The following is a 16006-nucleotide window of genomic DNA, read 5'->3' as shown; positions in this document are numbered from 1 at the left end:
CGGCGAATCGGGCTTCCCCCGGATGCGGTAACGATCACTGGGCCGAGCGGCTGACGCGCCTCCGGGTCCGGGGCGCCGGGGGCGCGCGGGATCGCCGGGATGGGCGGGATGAGCGGGGCGCGAGCGCCGCGTGGGCCGCGCGTCACCTTGTGCCCACGCACCTCCATAACGACTCGACAACTCCGGCGGAGAAGGGGAATCCGTCCGCACTGCGGGTAGTTGCACTATTGCGGGGAGGTGGCGATGAATGTGATGTCTGTCCGCCAGGCCGAGGCGGGTGATCGGGCCGGCGGCGGCGATCGGCACGAGCGGACGGTGTGGCCGTTCGCGGCGCTGGTCGCCGCGGCGGGCTGCGTCATGCTCGGCTACGCGCTGCTGTCCGAGCCCGGCTGGCTCACCGGCCTGACGCTGACCGTGTGCGGCGCGAACCCCACCGGGCCGCACGCCGTGCTGCTCGCCGGCGTGCTACTCGTGCTGGCCTGGGGCCTGGCCCGCGGGCGGCAGACTGCCTGGGCGCTCTCGCTGGCGCTGATGACGTGGAGCGTGGTCGCCGAGATCGAGGCGGCGATAGCGCCGGGCTCGGGCGCACCCTGGCGATTGGCCCCGTTCGGCTTGGCGATCATCGGCTTCTGGCACACCCGCGCGCGCTTCCGGGTACCGCTGAACGCCACCCGGCTCAAGCAGGCCGCGGAGATCAGCGCCTTCTCCGTCACCGCGATCCTCATCGTCGGCGGCGGCGGCCTGTTCATGGAGCGCTCGCACTTCCAGACCCCGGTCTCCGCGCCGGACATCGGCCGCACCGTCGTCTCGATGGCCGCGGCCAATCCGGGCCCGGCCGCGTTCGACGGCCCCGCCTGGCAGATCAACGGCATCGCGCTGGTCAGCGGCGGCCTGGTGATCGTCGTCATCGGCTGGCTGCTGGCCTCGGCCCCCGCCCCGGGCCCCGGCGGACGGGCGCAGCGCGCCATCCTGCGCGCGATGGTCTCGCACCCGGACTCGGAGACCCTGGCCCCCTTCGCGCTCCGGTATGACAAGAGCTACGTCTTCTCGGCGGACAGCCGGGCCGCGGTCGCCTACCGCGTACTCGCCGGCATGGCCGTCGCGGGCGGCGACCCGGTCGGCGCCCGCGAGTCGTGGCCCAGCGCCGTCGAGGAGTTCTCCAAGCTGGTGGAACGCAGCGGCTGGCGGCCCGCCGTGCTCGGCGCGGGCCCGGACGCCCGGCCGCTGTGGCGGGAGCGCGGCATGCGCTGCATCGGCATCGGCGACGAGGTGATCGTCGACACGCACGCGTTCACCCTGCACGGCAGGCGGATGCGCAACGTCCGCCAGGCGGTGCACCGAACCGAGCGCGCGGGCCTGGTCACCGAGGTGATCCCGGAGCGGCAACTCGACCCGGGCCTGGCCGGCCAATTGCGCCGGATCCACCGCGAATGGCTCGGCGTGGCCGGCCGCGAGCACGGGTTCGCGATGAACCTCGACGCCATGGCCCGCGGCGTGCACCCCGACGCCCTGGTGGCGGTCGCGATGGCCCCGGAGGGATACGCCGTCGCCTTCCAGCGCTACCTCCCCGCCGCCCACGCCGGCCGGAACGCGGCGCTGTCGCTCGATGTGATGCCGAGAACCCCGCTGTCCCCGAACGGCGTCAACGAGCGCCTGATCGTCGACGTGATCGACTACGCCCGCAACCACGACTACCCCCGCGTCTCGCTCAACTTCGCCGCCTTCCGCCCCCTGCTCGCCGAGGCGCGGTCGAACCCTGAGTCCCTCACCCGCACGAAGCGCGCCGCCATCCGCGCCATCGGCCTGCTCGACCCGCTGATCCAGGTCGACTCGCTGTACAGGTTCAACGACAAGTTCGATCCCGGCTGGACCCCCCGCGCCGTCCTCGTCGGCTCCTGGTTCGACCTCCCCCGCTTCGCCGTCGCCGCCTTCGGCCTCGAGTTCGCCCTCCCCTACGACCGCCGCCGCACCGGCCGCGCCGTCACCGCCGGCGACCCCGCCCTCGAACCCCTCACCGGCCCCCGGCCAGTGGAGGCGGCACACAGCGTCGTACGGCACTGAGGACGGGGATGAATCTTGGCGGCGGGGCGCGATAATCGGTTGCGTCTCGGCAGTCACATGGCCACCTTTGCGACGTGACATCACAAGACCTGGGCCGCGTCGAGCGGATCGGCGAGACGGTGCACCGACCGGTCGGGCCGTGGACTCCGGCGGTTCACGGACTGCTTCGTCATCTTGAGGCCGTCGGCTATGAACAGGCACCGCGCGTACTCGGCTTCGACGAACAGGGGCGCGAGGTTCTGACATGGATCGGCGGCGAGTCCGGTCCCGACGGCTGGGCCAAGGTCGTCGATGACCGTGGCCTGATCGCCTTCGCCCAGCTGTTGCGCGACTACCACGACGCCGTCGCCGCGTATCGCCCTCCCGACACGACCTGCTGGTCCACCACGACCGCCGGACCTGTGGGCGATGAGGTGATCTGCCACGGCGACTTCGGACCGTGGAACATCGCCTGGCGCGGCAGCCGGCCGGTCGGAATCCTCGACTGGGACCACGCCCGCCCGGCGCGGCGGCTGCACGATGTCGCTTATGCGCTCGAGTACACCGCTCCGTTCCGGGACGACACAGAGTGCTTACGCTGGCTCCGCTACCCTCAGCCCCCCGACCGGCGCCGCCGCCTTGAGGTGTTCGCCGGCGCATACGGTCTTACCGACACGGCGGGGCTGGTCGACGCTGTCATCACCGTTCAAGAACAGGGCATCGACGCTGTTCGGCGGCTAGCCGAGCAGGGCCACGAGCCTCAGGCCACCTGGGTTGCCGAGGGGCATCTCGAGGAGCTTCGAGACCGCGTCGCATGGAGCCGGGCCAACCGACATCTGATCGACCGGCCCGAACGAGGAGCCGACACGGAGCGCAGCGGAGTGTCGGCGACGTAGGCAGGGCCGAACGCCAACCGCAGGCCGCCGACGTGAGGTGCGGGCGGCGCGGGTCGGGCGGCGCCTTATTGTCACGGTCGCGGAGCGGCGATCTCTCCTCGCGTGAACGGCCGGTCCAGCCGCGCGGGAGGCGCGGCCGGACCGGGCGGATGCCGGCTGCCGGCTGACTGATCGTCAGTTGAACTGCAGGGCGGTGCAGAGCCAGTCGAAGCCGACGGGGCGGCCGGGGCGGCCGGGCGCGGGGGCGGACTGCTCGAAGCGGAGGGCGACGGCGCGGACGCGGGGGCCGTCCTGGACGACGACCGTGGACTCGACGATGCCGGCCGCCGGCTGGTGCAGGCGGACGGAGCGGATCATCGAGCGGGAGGCGAAGCGCGGGGCGCGGCGCTCGGGTGAGCCGTTGAATCCGATCGCGGACGGGATCGAGGAGTTGGGCGCGGTGCCCGCGGCGCGGGTGGTGGTGCCGACGCCGCTGCCGCCCGCCAGGCCGCCGCCGTGCGGCTGCTGCTGTGTCGGCGGGTGGGGCATCAACTGGCCGGCCACGTCGCGGGAGAGCCACCTGCGCATCTGCTCCAGCGGCCTTCGCTCGAGGAGCACGTCGACCACGGCCTCGGCCAGGCGGCCCACGCCGGCGATCGGCTCGGGCTGCGGCATGCCGAGCGGGTCGACGTCGAGGCAGTGCGTCCAGCCGGTGACCCAGGATCTGAGCCAGCCGCGCTGGCCGGGCAGCGTGCCGCCGTAGTCGGCCAGGGCACCGGCGACACGCTGCAGGCCGCTGTCCGAGATGTTGACCTCCGTGATGAAGAAAGTGCCGTCGTCGAGCATCTTTTACGCCCCGTTCTAGTCGAGACCCTCAAGACTCTGATGCCACGTACGACTGACGAGTGGGGCCATCCGTTGCCCCGCGTACGTGAAGATCACCCGATACGGTGAGCCCCGCTGCGCCGGTCAGCAGACAGCCGCGTCCTTCCGGGGGGCATGCGAACGCCCCGCCAGGTGCGATACCTGACGGGGCGTCGGCCGGGTCGCGGGCGCTTCCCGGGAGTCCAGGGAATCCCGGACCAGCGGACTCCCGAACTATTGAACTACTACCGAACTACTGACCTGCTACCGAACTACCGAACTACTTCTTCCGGCGGCGGCCCGAGGAGCGCTTGGGCTCCGGCTTGGTGTCCTGCGGCGCCGCGTCGTTGACCACGGTCCGCTCCTCGGCCTCGCCGGTCTCGCCGGGCGCCGAGTAGTTGAGCTTCGCGGGCTGCTGCGGCGCGTCGAGGCCCTTGGCGTTCAGCTGGGCGGTCGCGGCGTCGGCGCGGGCCTGGGCCTCGGGGTCGTCGCTGGCCGCCTCGACCTGGACCTCCAGGTTGAACAGGTAGCCGACCGACTCCTCCTTGATCGCGTCCATCATCGCGTTGAACATGTCGAAGCCCTCGCGCTGGTACTCGACCAGCGGGTCGCGCTGGGCCATGGCGCGCAGGCCGATGCCCTCCTGCAGGTAGTCCATCTCGTACAGGTGCTCGCGCCACTTGCGGTCGAGCACCGAGAGGACCACGCGGCGCTCGAGCTCGCGGGTGATGGCCTCGCTGAGCATCGCCTCACGCTTGTCGTACGCGGCGAGAACGTCGGCGGTCAGCTCCTCCGTCAGCACCTGCGAGGTGATGCCGGACCGGCTGCCGACCGACTCCTCGACCTCGTCCAGCGAGATGGAGACCGGGTACAGCGTGCGCAGCGCCGTCCACAGCTTCTCCAGGTCCCAGTCCTCGGCGTAGCCGTCGGAGGTGGCCGCGTCGACGTAGCTGCCGACCGTGTCCTCCATCATGTGCCGCACGTGATCGCGCAGGTCCTCGCCCTCGAGCACGCGCAGCCGCTCGGCGTAGATCACCGTGCGCTGCTTGTTGATCACATCGTCGTACTTGAGGACGTTCTTGCGGATCTCGAAGTTCTGCTGCTCCAGCTGGCTCTGCGCCGACTGGATCGCGCGGGTGACCATCTTGGACTCGATCGGCACGTCGTCGGCCACGTTCGCGGCGGCCAGCACGCGCTCCACGATCTGCGCCTTGAACAGCCGCATCAGGTCGTCGCCGAGCGAGAGGTAGAACCGCGACTCGCCCGGGTCGCCCTGGCGTCCGGCACGGCCGCGCAGCTGGTTGTCGATCCGGCGGGACTCGTGCCGCTCGGTGCCGAGCACGTACAGGCCGCCCGCCTCGATGACCTCGTCCGACTCCACCGAGACGGCCTTCTTGGCCTTCTCCAGCGCCTCGGCCCACGCGGCGTCGAACTCGTCCGGCGTGTCCGCGCGGGTCAGGCCGCGCTGCTGCAGCTCGGCCTCGGCCAGCGCCTCGTCGTTGCCGCCGAGCTTGATGTCGGTGCCGCGGCCGGCCATGTTCGTGGCCACGGTGACCGCGCCCTTGCGCCCGGCCTGGGCGATGATCTGCGCCTCACGCTCGTGGTACTTCGCGTTGAGCACCTCGTGCGGGATGCCCGCCTTGCGCAGCTGCTGCGAGAGGTACTCCGACTTCTCCACCGAGACCGTGCCGATCAGCACCGGCTGGCCCTCGGTGTGCCGGCCCTCGATGTCCTTGACCACGGCCTTGAACTTGGCCTCTTCGGTCATGTAGATGAGGTCCTGGCGGTCCGCGCGGATCATCGGCCTGTTCGTCGGGATCGGCACCACGCCGAGCTTGTAGATCTGGTGGAACTCCGCGGCCTCGGTCAGCGCGGTACCGGTCATGCCGGAGAGCCTGCCGTAGAGGCGGAAGTAGTTCTGCAGGGTGATGGTGGCCAGCGTCTGGTTCTCGTTCTGGATCTCCACCCCCTCCTTGGCCTCGATCGCCTGGTGCATGCCCTCGTTGTAGCGGCGCCCGGCCAGGATGCGGCCGGTGTGCTCGTCGACGATCATGACCTCGTTGTTCATGACCACGTAGTCGCGGTCCTTCTTGAACAGTTCCTTCGCCTTGATGGCGTTGTTCAGGTAGCCGACCAGCGGGGTGTTGACCGACTCGTAGAGGTTGTCGATGCCGAGCAGGTCCTCGACCCGCTCGACGCCGCGCTCCAGGATGCCGACCGTCTTCTTCTTCTCGTCGACCTCGTAGTCGGTGTCCTTGGCGAGCCGCCCGGCGATCCGCGCGAAGTCCACGTACCACTTGGTCGCCTGGTCGGCCGGGCCCGAGATGATCAGCGGGGTACGGGCCTCGTCGATCAGGATCGAGTCCACCTCGTCGACGCATGCGAAGAAGTGGCCGCGCTGCACGAGATCGGCCTTGTCCCAGGCCATGTTGTCGCGCAGGTAGTCGAAGCCGAACTCGTTGTTCGTGCCGTACGTGATGTCGCAGTTGTAGGCCTCGCGCCGCTGGTCCGGCGTCATGTTCGCGAGGATCACGCCGACGGTCAGGCCGAGGAAGCGGTGGATCCGGCCCATCCACTCCGCGTCGCGCTCGGCCAGGTAGTCATTGGTGGTGACGATGTGCACGCCATCGCCGGCCAGCGCGTTCAGGTACGCGGGCAGCGTGCCCATGAGGGTCTTGCCCTCACCGGTGCGCGCCTCGGCGATGTTGCCCAGGTGCAGCGCGGCGCCGCCCATCAGCTGCACGTCGTAGTGGCGCTGGCCGATGGTCCGCTTCGCCGCCTCGCGCACCGTGGCGAACGCCTCGGGCAGCAGCTGGTCGAGGGTTTCGCCGTCCAGGTAACGCTGCTTGTACTCGTCCGTGAGGGCGCGCAGCTCCTCGTCGGTGAGGTCGACGAAGTCGTCCTCGATCGAGTTGATCAGCTCGGCCGTCTTGGCCAGCTTGCGAAGGATCTTCCCTTCGCCGGCGCGCAGGACCTTGTCGAAGAGGGCAGGCACTTTGGGGACGGCTCCTTGCGAGACAAATGCGGACGGCGACCGCGGACGGCGTGGAGCTTGCCGGGCGCAGCCTGAGCCGACCGGTGTCGACCGGTCGATATGTCATCGTAAGCGACCGGGGCCGGTCTAAGACAGTGCGCGCCCCATTCTCTTAGAGCACGGTAAGGACGGAGGCGGGCGTGCGCGAGCTGCCGCGGCTGATTGCGGGGGATGTGCTGTTGCGAGCCTGGCGGCTTGAGGACGCCGAGGCCGTGGTGCGGGCCTGGACGGATCCGGAGATCCGCAGGTGGGGGCGGTACGGCGCGAAGGTCCCGGTCCGGGAGACCGTCGGGGACTGGCTCGCCTGGAATCATCAGCAGTGGGAGTACGGGCTGCGCGCCGGTTTCGCGATCTGCCGGGCCGATGCGGACGAGGACGAGTTGCTCGGCTCGGTCATGCTGGGCGGCTTCGCGAGCGCGGTCGCGAACGTCGGCGAGGCGGGCTACTGGGTCGTCGAGCGCTGGCGCGGCCGCGGCGTGGCTACGCGGGCTCTCGAGGCGCTCAGCCGATGGGCGTTCACTGCCGGGGACGAGGACGGACCCGGGCTGCGGCGCATCGAAGTGCGGCACTCCGTGCGGAACCTCGGATCCTGCCGGGTGGCCGAGAAGGCCGGATTCGGATACGAGATGACGATGCGCGAGTCCTTCCAGTACGACGACGGCGCCTGGCATGACGAGCACCTGCACGCGCGTCTGCCCGGCGACTGAACGCTCATCATCTGACTCTCATCTGCCGCCGCAGGGGCTTCTCAGAACCCGTTCATAGACGCCCCTTATGGTCGCCGACGTGGCATTTCAGATAGGGACCTCGCCCTCGGCGGCCGCGCAGCCGCCGCCCGCGTCCGCCTCCGAGCCCGGGTCCGCACGTCGATGGCGGCCGCGGTTGAGCCGGGTGGACCGCACGGCGCTCGGCGTGTGGCTCGGCACGCGCGCGGGGCTGCTGCTGCTGAGCCTCTACTCGCGCTACGCCACGTCGAGCGGCCGATCCTCGTCCTGGCTGGGCCTGTTCCAGCACTGGGACTGGTACCGCTATCTGACCGTCGCCGAGTACGGATACACCAGCGGCCAGGGCCCGGCGTACGACCAGAACATCACCGCGTTCCTGCCCGGCTATCCGCTGACGCTGCGATTCGTGCATTTCGTGGTGCCCAACTGGGCGGTGGCCGGGCTGCTGATCTCGTTCGTCGCGGGCGGGGTCGCGGTGCTGGCGCTGGCCCGGCTGACAGAGTTCGAGTACCGGCGGCGGCACCCGGAGGGCTCGGCCGAGCAGTCGCGCAGGGCCGCGCGGACGGCCGCGCTACTGCTGGTCTGCGCGCCGGCCGCGGTGTTCCTGGCGGTGGGCTACACCGAGGCGCTTTTCCTGGCGTTCGCCGTGCCGGCCTGGCTCGCGGCCCGGCGCGGCCAGTGGGTGCGTGCCGGAATCCTGCTGGCCTTCGCCTGCACGATCCGGATCAACGGCCTGTTCGTGCTCGCCGGGATCGGCGTGATGTTCCTGACCTCGCGGCCGACGAAGCGGGACTGGGTGCGCAGCCCGGCGCTGCTGCTGCCGATCGCCTCGGCCGGGGTGTACGCGGCGTATCTCAAGGACGTCACCGGCGACTGGCTGGACTGGCTGCACGCGGAGAAGCGCGGCTGGTCGAGGTCGCTCACCAACCCGATCTCGGCGTGGCGCACGTCGTGGAACAACGCGTTCGGATCGGGCTTCGGCGGCGGGCGCCGAGCGGGCGGCGGCGGGGGCAGGGGCGGAGGCGGTTTCGGTGGAACCGGACGCGGCGGGAGCGGCGGGTTCCCCGGCGGCGGGCCGGGAGGCGGCAGCGGCGGCGGCAACTCGAGCGGCGGTTTCCCGGGCGGCAGCGGCAGCGGCGGCACGGGTGGCGCTCAGCAGGGCTTCGGCGGCGGCGCTCCGGGCACGTCGTCCACGACCACTCAGTCCGGACCCGGCGGCACCGGCCACGGCGCGCTCGCGGGCGTCGGCACCTTCGACTCGTGGGCCTTCCGGCTGGAACTGCTCGCCGCGATCGTCGGCGTGGCCACGATCCTCTGGCTCGGTTGGCGGCGGCGCTGGGCCGAACTCACCTACGTCGGCATCTCGGTGCTCGTGTTGATCACGTCCACGTATTACCAGTCGATTCCGCGCGAAATGCTTCTTTGGTGGCCGCTCTGGGTCGGCGCGGCGATCTGGCTGGCCGCACGCCGCTGGGCCACCGTCGCCGTCCTGAGCGTGAGCGGGACACTCATGGTGGGCGTGGCGCTGCTCTACTTCAGCGGGCAGTGGGCCGGGTAGCGCTAGTCCAGCACGCTGTACGCGATGCCGTCGAGGATGTCGTGCTCCGACACGATGATCTCGGGCAGGCCGAGCCGGTCCATGATCTGTGCCAGGATCAGGCCGCCCGCGGCGATCACGTCCACCCGCCCGGGGTGGATGACCGCGATCGCGGCGCGCTGATCGCGCGTCATGGCGAGCAGATCGGCGCACGTCTGCCGGATCACGTCGATCGGGATCCGCGAGAGATGCACCCGCGAGCGGTCGTACTCCCTGAGGCCGAGCGCGACGGCGGCGAGCGTGGTCACCGAACCGGCCAGGCCGACGAGCGTCTTGGCCTCGGCGAGGTCCACGGTCTCGGCGGCCAGGTCGATCCCGGCGTCGATGTCCCGTTTGGCGGCGGTGATCTGCTCCAGGGTCGGCGGGTCGGAACGCAGGTGACGCTCCGTCATCCGCACGCAGCCGACGTCCACCGAGCGGGCCGCCAGCACATTGTCGGAGCCCAGCACGAACTCGGTCGAGCCGCCGCCGATGTCGACCACGAGGTACGGCGTGGGGTGCCCGGAACCGCTGTCGGCCAGCGCCCGCGTGGCGCCGCGGAACGAGAGGTTCGCCTCCTCGTCGCCGGTGATCACCTCGGGCTGCACGCCGAGCCGCGCGCGCACTCCCGCGAAGAACTCCTCGCGGTTGCTCGCGTCCCGGGTCGCGCTGGTGGCCACGAAGCGCAGTTCACTCGCGCCGTGCTCGCGGATGACCGCGGCGTACTCGTCGCACGCGGCGAAGGTCCTCTCCAGCGCCTCGTCGGCGAATCGGCCGGTGGCGTCCACGCCCTGACCGAGCCGGACGATCAGCATCCGGCGGTCGAGCTCGGTCTCCTTGCCGGTCTCCGGATCGAGGTCCGCCACGAGCAGGCGGATCGAGTTGGTGCCGCAGTCCACGGCAGCCACGCGCTTGGGTTCGCTCACGGGCTCTACTCCTCTTCCAGGGTCACGCAGGCACCGGTCCGCCACCATTCCGGCAGCAGGGCCAGCGCCTCGTCGCCGAGCGGATTGACGCCGGGGCCGGCCACGAGGGAGTGCGCGACCAGCACGTGCAGGCACTTGACCCGGTCCGGCATGCCGCCGGCGCTGGGGAAGCCGGGCAGGATCTCGATGGCGTCCCGGCGCCGGATGTAGTCCTCGTGCGCGGCGCGGTACTTCGCGGCGAGCTCCGGATCGGTGCGCAGCCGCTCGGTCATCTCGGCCATCAGGCCGCCGCCCTCCAGCGTGCCGATCGCGGAGGCGGCCTTGGGGCAGGTCAGGTAGTAGAGCGTGGGGAAGGGCTCGCCGTCCGGATTGCGCTCGGTCTTGATCCGCGGCGCGGTCTCCACGACGTCCGGATTGCCGCAGGGGCAGCGGTGCGCGACGGCGCGCAGCCCGCGCGGCGGCCGCCCGAGCTGGGCCTCGACCGCGGCGACGTCCTTCGGGTCCACGGCGTCCTCGGCCGCGCTGTGCACGCTGTTCATCTGCTCTACGGTACTACCGGCCGGTGGACGGGCCGGCCGAGCTGCTGCTCGACGAGGCGCCCGGGGACTTCACCGTGCCCCAGAGCGTGTCGTACCAGGGCGAAGCGGTAGGCGCGGGCATGCCGAGCTGCTCGCTGCCGATGGTCGTGCCCGGCAGCGTGAAGCCCTCCTCGCCCGGCAGCACATAGTGCAGCTGGGAGCGGACCTGAGCCGCGACATAGCCCGGGTCGTTCCAGAGACCGATCTGCTGCTGAAGGCTCGTCACCTTGTTGCTCAACGCGGAGTTCTGCGCGTCGATCGCCGCGAGCTGGGAGCGCTGCGCGAGGTACTCCTGCAGCGGGTACGCGATCGTGACGACGACGGCGCACACGGCGAGCAGCAGGATCGTGGCCCGCCGGGTGAGCCGGAAGCGGGGCCGCGGCGGGCGCGGGGCCTTCGGGCGCGCGGCGGCGGTCTTCTCGGAGGTGCGGGCGGGCGGGACGAGGCCGAGCGTGGACTTCGTCGACTTGGCCGACTTGGTCGAGGACTGCTTCTCCGCCATCCGCTCTGACACCCCCTCAGGTACGACGAGTGGCGCGCCCCGAACGAGGCGCGCCACTCATGCTAATCCGCTCAGGCGCCGAAGCGCGGGAAGGCCGAACGGCCCGCGTACTGGGCGGCGTCGTCCAGCTCCTCCTCGATGCGCAGCAGCTGGTTGTACTTGGCCACGCGGTCGGTCCTGGCCGGGGCGCCGGACTTGATCTGGCCGCACTCCATCGCGACGGCGAGGTCGGCGATCGTGGTGTCCTCGGTCTCGCCGGAGCGGTGCGACATCATCGTGCGGTAGCCGCTGCGGTGCGCCAGCGCGACCGCGTCGAAGGTCTCGGAGAGCGAGCCGATCTGGTTGACCTTCACCAGCAGCGCGTTGGCCTGGCCGCCCTTGATGCCGCGGGCCAACCGCTCCGGGTTGGTGACGAACAGGTCGTCGCCGACCAGCTGGACCTTGCCGCCGAGCAGGTCGGTGACCGACTTCCAGCCGTCCCAGTCCTCCTCGCTGTGCGAGTCCTCGATGGAGACCAGCGGGTAGTTGGCGACCAGCTCGCCGTAGTAGGCGGACAGCTCGGCGCCGGAGTGCTTGGAGCCCTCGAACTCGTAGACGCCGTCCTTGAACAGCTCGGTCGCGGCCACGTCCAGGGCCAGCGCGATGTCCTCGCCCGGGGTGTAGCCGGCCTTCTCGATGGCCTCGAGGATCAGGTCGAGCGCGGCCCGGTTGGAGTCCAGGTTCGGCGCGAAGCCGCCCTCGTCGCCGAGGCCGGTGCCCAGGCCGCGGCTCTTGAGCACCGACTTGAGCGCGTGGTAGGTCTCCGCGCCCCAGCGCAGCGCCTCGCCGTAGGTCTCCGCGCCGATCGGCGCGATCATGAACTCCTGGATGTCGACGTTGGAGTCCGCGTGCGCGCCGCCGTTGATGATGTTCATCATCGGCACCGGCAGCAGGTGCGCGTTCGGGCCGCCGAGGTAGCGGAACAGCGGCAGGTCGGCGGACTCGGCGGCGGCCTTGGCCACGGCCAGCGAGACGCCGAGGATCGCGTTGGCGCCGATCCGGCTCTTGTTCGGGGTCCCGTCCAGGTCCTTGAGCTCCTGGTCGATCAGCCGCTGCTCGTGCGCGTCGAAGCCGATCAGCGCCGGGCCGATCTCGTCGAGCACCGCGAGCACGGCCTTGGTCACGCCCTTGCCGTTGTACCGGCCTTCGTCACCGTCACGCAGTTCCACGGCCTCGAAGGCACCGGTGGACGCCCCGGAGGGGACCGCCGCGCGGGCGATCACGCCGTCGTCGAGCGCGACCTCGACCTCGACCGTGGGGTTTCCGCGGGAGTCGAGGATCTCCCGCGCGCCGACTGCTTCGATGGACGCCACGTGCGTACTCCTTCGTCAAGCTGTCATCTTCTCGTCAGAGGCAGCCTAGTTCACCGGCCCGCGGCCACGCACGGGCCGTCCGCCCCGCATCACCCGACGCGTCGTCAGGGTCCTTCCGGGGCCAGCCGGACCGGGAGTTCGTACAGGCCGCGCATGATCAGTCCGGAATGCCGGCGCAACGATTCGGCGGGCACGGCGAGGGCCGTGCCGGGGTGGCGGGCGAGCAGCCGTTCGAAGCCGATGCGGCCCTCGAGCCTGGCCAGCGGAGCGCCGATGCAGAAGTGGATGCCGTGGCCGAGCGCGAGGTGCCCGGTGGCGGCCCGCCCGAGGTCGAGCACGTCCGGGTCGGCGAAGCGCGCCGGATCGCGGTCGGCGGCGGCGAGCACGGCCAGCACCGGCTCGCCGGCCGGGATCCGCACCCCGCCGACGTCGATGGGCTCGGTGGTGAAGCGCCAGGTGGCGAACTCGACCGGCCCGTCGTAGCGCAGCAGTTCCTCGACCGCGTTGTCCAGCAGCGCGGGATCGGCGAGCAGCCGGGCACGCTGCTCCGGATGGGTGAGCAGGGCCAGTGTGCCGTTGCCGATCAGGTTGATCGTCGTCTCGAAGCCGGCGAACAGCAGGATGAAGGCCATCGACGCGGCCTCGTCCTCGCTCAGGTGCTCGCCGTCGTCCGAGGCGCGCACGAGGGCGGTCAGCAGGTCCTCGCCGGGATTGAGGCGCTTCTTGTGGATGGTCTCGCGCAGATAGCCGCGGATCCGCTTGACGGAGCGTCCGACGCCCCCTCGCCCGCTGCCGCGGTCCACGACGCCGAAGGCCCAGTCGTGGAAGATCGCCTGATCCTCCGGCGGCACGCCGAGCATCTCCAGGATGACGGCGACCGGCAGCGGGCACGCGTAGCCGCGGATCAGGTCGACCGTGCCGTCGCCGTCCCGCGCGGTGCGCTCGCAGGCGTCGAGCAGTTCGTCGGCGATGCGCCGTATCTGCGGCTCGAACTCGGCGATGCGGCGCGGGGTGAAGGCCTTCGAGACCAGGCGGCGCAGCCGGGTGTGGTCCGGCGGATCGAGGTTGAGCAGGTGCGCGGCGATCCCGGACCGGTGCTCGCCGGGGATGCCGGTGCGGCCGGGCTGCCAGCCGGGGAAGGAGGTCGCCGCGTTCTTCGACAGGCGCGGGTCGGCGAGTACCGCCTTGACGTCCTCGTGGCGGGTGACGAGGTAGGCCTCGACGCCGTTGGGCAGCCGCGTCCGATGCACCGGAGAGTGCTCGCGCAGCCACGCGTAGGCCGGGTACGGATCGTTGATGAACACACGATCGAAAAGCGGCGGGGGCGGCGCGGGGTGCTCGGTCACCCCTCCATCGTGCTGCATTGTCAGACGCGGCGGGCGGCGTGGACCGTTCAGCCGTGGTCGATCCCGGCGAAGCTGCGCAGCAGCTCCCGGCGGCGCTCGGCCTCGCGCGGACCCGACCGGCGGCGCCGCTCGTGCTCCTTGCCCGACAGGTATTCCTCCAGGGCCAGGAAGACCACCTCGTACGTGGTCGCCTGCTGATAGTCGGCGACGCTTCGCAGGCGTTCGGTCTGGCTGTCGGTGAGCGCAAGTGCCATGTCCACGGCGGGAAAATATATGACTAGCGGGTCAGCTGGGAACCGGAAGCCGTACGAGTCACCGAAACGAGTGAATGGCCTAGACCAGCACTCGGGGCTCAGTCCGCGGTCCGCTCGGCGGACGTCCGCTCGCTCGGATCCGTCAACCGCGCGCTGACCACCGGGTCGTGCGGAGCCAGGCCGCTCGCCGCGTAGCGTTCGACGGCGTCCAGGCCGGCCTGACGGATCGCCAGCCGCGCCGCGCGCACCGCGGGAGGCGGGCCGCCCGGCCCGGTGCGTACCAATAGCCTGACGACGGTCTGGCCCGGCACCGCGAGCCCGGTGACCACCGCTCCGCGCAGCCGGGTCGCGACGTACGCGGGCAGCACGGCCGCGCCGAGGCCCCCGGCCACCAGCACCTGGATCGCCGAGGGCTGCCGCGCCTGATGCCGGACCGAGGGTTCGATCCCGTGCAGGGCGGCGAACCTGGCGAAGGCCCGCGCGCCGGCCGCGTGCCCGGGACCGACGATCCACGGCCGGCCGTGCAGCTCCGCCGCGGACCCGGGCACGGCCCAGGAATCCGGCACGACGAGCCGGTATTCGTCCTCGCTCATGGCCTGCGCGATCGCCCCGGCGGGCAGCTCGACGGCCGTCTCCCGGTCGTCCGAGGCCACCAGCAGGTCGAGGGTGCCGCGGCGCGGCGCGTCCAGGCCGTCCGGCAGATCCGCCTCCACGATCACCGGCAGCACCTTCGGCGTCGTCTCCATGCAGCCGCAGCCGAACCGGAGCAACTGGGACTTCGGCTGGAACGGGCAGCAGATGGACGGATACATGGTCAAGGTGCGGACCGCCGTCGAACAGCCGCGGAGCTGAACGGAGAAACAACGAGATCCCGTCCCGGCGGCGAGCTGAACTGCTCGCGGCCCGGACGGGATCAATCGTCTGACGTCAGCGCTGGACGGCGTCCTGGGCGGGCACCGCGTCGTTCGCCGGCTGCGCGGTCTGGTTGACGACCGAGCCCTCGACGGCCTGCGGCGGCGCGACCGGGCCGGCCTGCGGGGCGGGCGAGGCCGGGACGTCGTCCTTCGCGGCCGCCTTCATCTCCGACTTGAAGATGCGCAGGGACTGGCCGACCGAGCGCGCGGCGTCCGGCAGCTTGCGCGAGCCGAACAGGAGCACGATCAGGCCAAGGATGACGATGACGTGCCAGGGCTCAAGTCCGCCACGAAACATGGTTCCGCACTCCTCATGATCTAAGGCCGAAGCCGTATGCCGCACCATTGGGTGGGGGTTCCGGCGCCGGTGCACTCACCAGACTAACCGCTCTTACCCGACGTCCGGGAGGCCTCGAGGTGAAGAATCTGCTCGCGCAGCCCCCTGGCCTCGACGCGAAGCGCCTCCTCCGGATCGACGCCGAGCTCCCGCGCCAGGCCGACGACGGCCAGCAGCAGGGTTCCGACCTGCGCCTTGGCCTGCTGTCCGGAAATATCGGGCGCCGGACGCGCCGACTCGGGAAGTTGCGGAACCGTTACATCGACGCCCGCGTTCTTTGAGCGCTTCAGAAGTTTCTCTGCTAATGACAGAGCCGGCTGGGCGAGCGGCACGCCCTCCACCGCCGAACTGCGCCCCTTCTCCGCGGCCTTGATCTGCTCCCAGTTCGCCTCCACGTCGGACGCGGTGCGGGCATCCACGTCGCCGAACACGTGCGGGTGGCGCCGGATGAGCTTCGTCACGATGCCCTGCGCCACGTCGTCGATGTCGAACGGATCCTCGCCGTGCTCCTGCGCGATCCGGGAGTGGAAGGCCACCTGCAACAGCACGTCGCCGAGTTCCTCGCGCAGCGCGTCCCGTCCCTCCCCGGGCGTGTCGGGATCGCCGTCCTCGATCGTCTCGACGGTCTCGTACGCCTCTTCGAGCAGGTACTTCACCAGCGTCTGATGCGTCTGCTGCCGGTC

14 protein-coding genes and 1 pseudogene are annotated in these 16006 nt (G+C 71.0%); 4 read left to right on the top strand and 11 right to left on the bottom strand.

Annotated features, from left to right (window positions below; all coding sequences use genetic code 11):
- Positions 1-243 precede the first annotated feature (243 nt).
- Positions 244-2061, top strand: a complete 1818-nt coding sequence (locus VG296_RS27400) for a bifunctional lysylphosphatidylglycerol flippase/synthetase MprF (protein WP_325570688.1) — start codon at positions 244-246, stop codon at positions 2059-2061.
- A gap of 119 nt (positions 2062-2180) precedes the next feature.
- A complete protein-coding gene (locus VG296_RS27395; RefSeq protein WP_325570686.1) occupies positions 2181-2936 on the top strand; it encodes an aminoglycoside phosphotransferase family protein in 756 nt (251 codons plus the stop codon).
- A gap of 174 nt (positions 2937-3110) precedes the next feature.
- On the opposite strand, the gene VG296_RS27390 is transcribed toward VG296_RS27395, so the two are convergent.
- A complete protein-coding gene (locus VG296_RS27390) occupies positions 3111-3761 on the bottom strand; it encodes an Rv3235 family protein (protein WP_325570684.1) in 651 nt (216 codons plus the stop codon).
- 523 nt (positions 3762-4284) lie between these two features.
- Positions 4285-6774: pseudogene (gene secA / locus VG296_RS27385) on the bottom strand (preprotein translocase subunit SecA); the annotation flags it as partial.
- A gap of 179 nt (positions 6775-6953) precedes the next feature.
- On the opposite strand from secA, the gene VG296_RS27380 reads away from it, so the two are divergent.
- On the top strand, positions 6954-7520 hold the full coding sequence (locus VG296_RS27380; RefSeq protein WP_325570680.1) for a GNAT family protein: 567 nt from the start codon (positions 6954-6956) through the stop codon (positions 7518-7520).
- A gap of 79 nt (positions 7521-7599) precedes the next feature.
- Complete coding sequence (locus VG296_RS27375) at positions 7600-9096, top strand: mannosyltransferase family protein (RefSeq protein WP_325570678.1); 1497 nt, start codon at positions 7600-7602, stop codon at positions 9094-9096.
- Positions 9097-9098: 2 nt separating this feature from the next.
- Here the strand turns inward: VG296_RS27375 and VG296_RS27370 are convergent, their stop codons facing one another.
- The 9 genes from VG296_RS27370 to VG296_RS27330 all read right to left on the bottom strand — a co-directional run.
- Entirely contained in the window at positions 9099-10040 is a 942-nt protein-coding gene (locus tag VG296_RS27370) for a Ppx/GppA phosphatase family protein (RefSeq protein ID WP_325570676.1), read from the bottom strand.
- Positions 10041-10045: 5 nt separating this feature from the next.
- Positions 10046-10579: a DUF501 domain-containing protein gene (locus VG296_RS27365; RefSeq protein WP_325570674.1), complete on the bottom strand. Its 534-nt coding sequence runs from the start codon at positions 10577-10579 to the stop codon at positions 10046-10048.
- A 13-nt stretch (positions 10580-10592) separates the two neighbouring features.
- Positions 10593-11120 carry a septum formation initiator family protein gene (locus VG296_RS27360; protein WP_325570672.1) on the bottom strand — a complete coding sequence of 176 codons (528 nt, stop codon included), beginning with the start codon at positions 11118-11120 and terminating at the stop codon, positions 10593-10595.
- A 71-nt stretch (positions 11121-11191) separates the two neighbouring features.
- Positions 11192-12472, bottom strand: a complete 1281-nt coding sequence (gene eno / locus VG296_RS27355) for a phosphopyruvate hydratase (RefSeq protein ID WP_325570670.1) — start codon at positions 12470-12472, stop codon at positions 11192-11194.
- 104 nt (positions 12473-12576) lie between these two features.
- Positions 12577-13818: a cytochrome P450 gene (locus tag VG296_RS27350; RefSeq protein ID WP_325570669.1), complete on the bottom strand. Its 1242-nt coding sequence runs from the start codon at positions 13816-13818 to the stop codon at positions 12577-12579.
- 47 nt (positions 13819-13865) lie between these two features.
- Positions 13866-14078 (bottom strand): hypothetical protein, encoded by a 213-nt coding sequence (locus tag VG296_RS27345; protein WP_325570667.1) that lies wholly within the window; start codon positions 14076-14078, stop codon positions 13866-13868.
- Positions 14079-14170: 92 nt separating this feature from the next.
- Entirely contained in the window at positions 14171-14818 is a 648-nt protein-coding gene (locus VG296_RS27340) for a LysR substrate-binding domain-containing protein (protein WP_325570665.1), read from the bottom strand.
- Between the two features lie 181 nt (positions 14819-14999).
- Positions 15000-15284 carry a Sec-independent protein translocase subunit TatA gene (tatA, locus tag VG296_RS27335; RefSeq protein ID WP_325570663.1) on the bottom strand — a complete coding sequence of 95 codons (285 nt, stop codon included), beginning with the start codon at positions 15282-15284 and terminating at the stop codon, positions 15000-15002.
- Positions 15285-15367: 83 nt separating this feature from the next.
- On the bottom strand, positions 15368-16006 hold a 639-nt coding region (locus VG296_RS27330), incomplete at its 5' end, for a MazG family protein (RefSeq protein WP_325570661.1).

The sequence above is a fragment of the Actinospica sp. genome (assembly GCF_035552695.1).
GTDB lineage: Bacteria > Actinomycetota > Actinomycetes > Streptomycetales > Catenulisporaceae > Actinospica.
The sequence above is the reverse complement of the archived record's forward strand: the minus strand, read 5'-3'. Positions and strand labels throughout refer to the sequence as shown.